Annotated in this window: 2 protein-coding genes and 1 pseudogene; 1 reads left to right on the top strand and 2 read right to left on the bottom strand. The window is 72.6% G+C overall.

Going from position 1 to position 1,366, the window contains the following annotated elements:
* Window positions 1-264: pseudogene (locus tag AC5LSR_RS20830) on the top strand (hypothetical protein); the annotation flags it as partial.
* A gap of 22 nt (window positions 265-286) precedes the next feature.
* Here the strand turns inward: AC5LSR_RS20830 and AC5LSR_RS20825 are convergent.
* The gene (locus tag AC5LSR_RS20825) at window positions 287-1,030 is read right to left on the bottom strand and encodes a hypothetical protein (RefSeq protein ID WP_250284533.1); all 744 of its coding nucleotides are present in this window, start codon (window positions 1,028-1,030) and stop codon (window positions 287-289) included.
* Window positions 1,031-1,093: 63 nt separating this feature from the next.
* On the bottom strand, window positions 1,094-1,366 hold a 273-nt coding region (locus AC5LSR_RS20820), incomplete at its 5' end, for a hypothetical protein (RefSeq protein ID WP_493468868.1).

Here is a 1,366-nt window from a genome sequence, read left to right as displayed (position 1 = left end):
GCGGACGGCACCGACGACGCGGGCACGGCCGGGGAAGCCGGCGGGGACGCGGACGGTGCCCTGCCGGTTTCCGGTACCCAGGCCGGTGTGTTCGCGGTGGCCGCCGCGGCTCTGATCGGCGGCGGCGTGTTCTTCCGCGCCCTGCGCCGCCGGGCCCGGGACACGGACACGCCGTCACCTGCGGCCCAGGCCGTCGCAGGCGGGCCACCCCCGACGGATCCGCAGCCGCCCGGGCCATACCCGGACGACCGCGGATCCGTCTGACATGCCCTGGTTCTGTCGCCTCCTAGCCCTCTCGCCTGGAGCCGTCCGGGCTCAGGAGCTCAAGGTCGTCCACGGTCACCAGACCAGCGGCGATCACCCATTCGCCGAGCCGGACGATGTAGTCGGGCAGCCGGCGCGACGCCGGCCCCGGCTCGTCCCGCAGCAGCCCGGGTATCCCCTGCCCGGCAAGGTTGCCGCGCACGGTGGCAAGCCGGGAGCGGACATAGTTGTCGTCGCGGCTGACCCGGCGGGCGATCTCCCGGTACGTGGCGAACGGCGCGTGGTTGTCACCGGTACGCAGCCGCGGTTCGCAGAGCGCCACCAGCAGCAGGCGTTCGGTCTGGGTGAGACGGACGGAGATCTGCATCGTGTCCTGATCGCGGTGCACCTGCCGCCGGCGATGATGGACGACGCCGATCTGGTGACGCTCGCCGTCCGTGCCGACGGCGACGATGTGGAACTCGGCCAGCCCGGCGGACAGGGCCGTGCCCGGTGACACGATGTGATGGGTGTCGCCACTGGCGGTCAGTAGGAGCAGGGGATGCCGACCCGTGTTGCTGATGACGATCGCGCCTTCGCTCTCGGCCAGCGTCCCGGCCCGGCGGGAGACAAGCAGATCCTGCGGATCGGCCCCGAACGGGATGTCACAGCCGGCCCGGCCGAAGGTCAGCCGCCGGCCCGCTGCGAGATTCCATCTCCGTCCGCCCGCGACGATCCTCGCGACGACCGCCGGTGTCGCCGCGTCCGGTATCCCTCGTGGGACCATGCGTCTTCGCCGCCCCTTTCATGCCGACCCGATGAGCCTAGCCACGAAAAGACCTGCTGGCTGTCATGTCCGAATCACCTTCCAGGCCGTCTTCCGCGCCGCCTTCCGCCAGCGGCCGGTCCGGACGGTCTGCCGGGATGCCCCGTCCCATCCCGTCCCATCCCGTCCGACGATGATCCCGCGGGCGCTCCCGGGGCCCCGGAACGCCCGGACCTCGGGGGAGCACCCCTGCTCCGGTGCGGGGGCGCCCTGTTCGGGCTCCCGCGAGCCCGGCAGGATCTGTTCTGCGCCCACCGGCAGGCACCTGGAGATGCCGGGGCGTACCTCGGCTGGGGG

It is taken from the genome of Protofrankia sp. CiP1_Cm_nod4 (assembly GCF_982290645.1).
Note: the sequence above shows the minus strand (reverse complement) of the source record. Positions and strands in the feature narration are given on the sequence as shown.

Coding starts and splice junctions, on each gene's coding strand:
- AC5LSR_RS20825 (WP_250284533.1), bottom strand. CDS start 1,030: ATGGTCCCACGAGGGATACCGGACGCGGCGACACCGGCGGTCGTCGCG.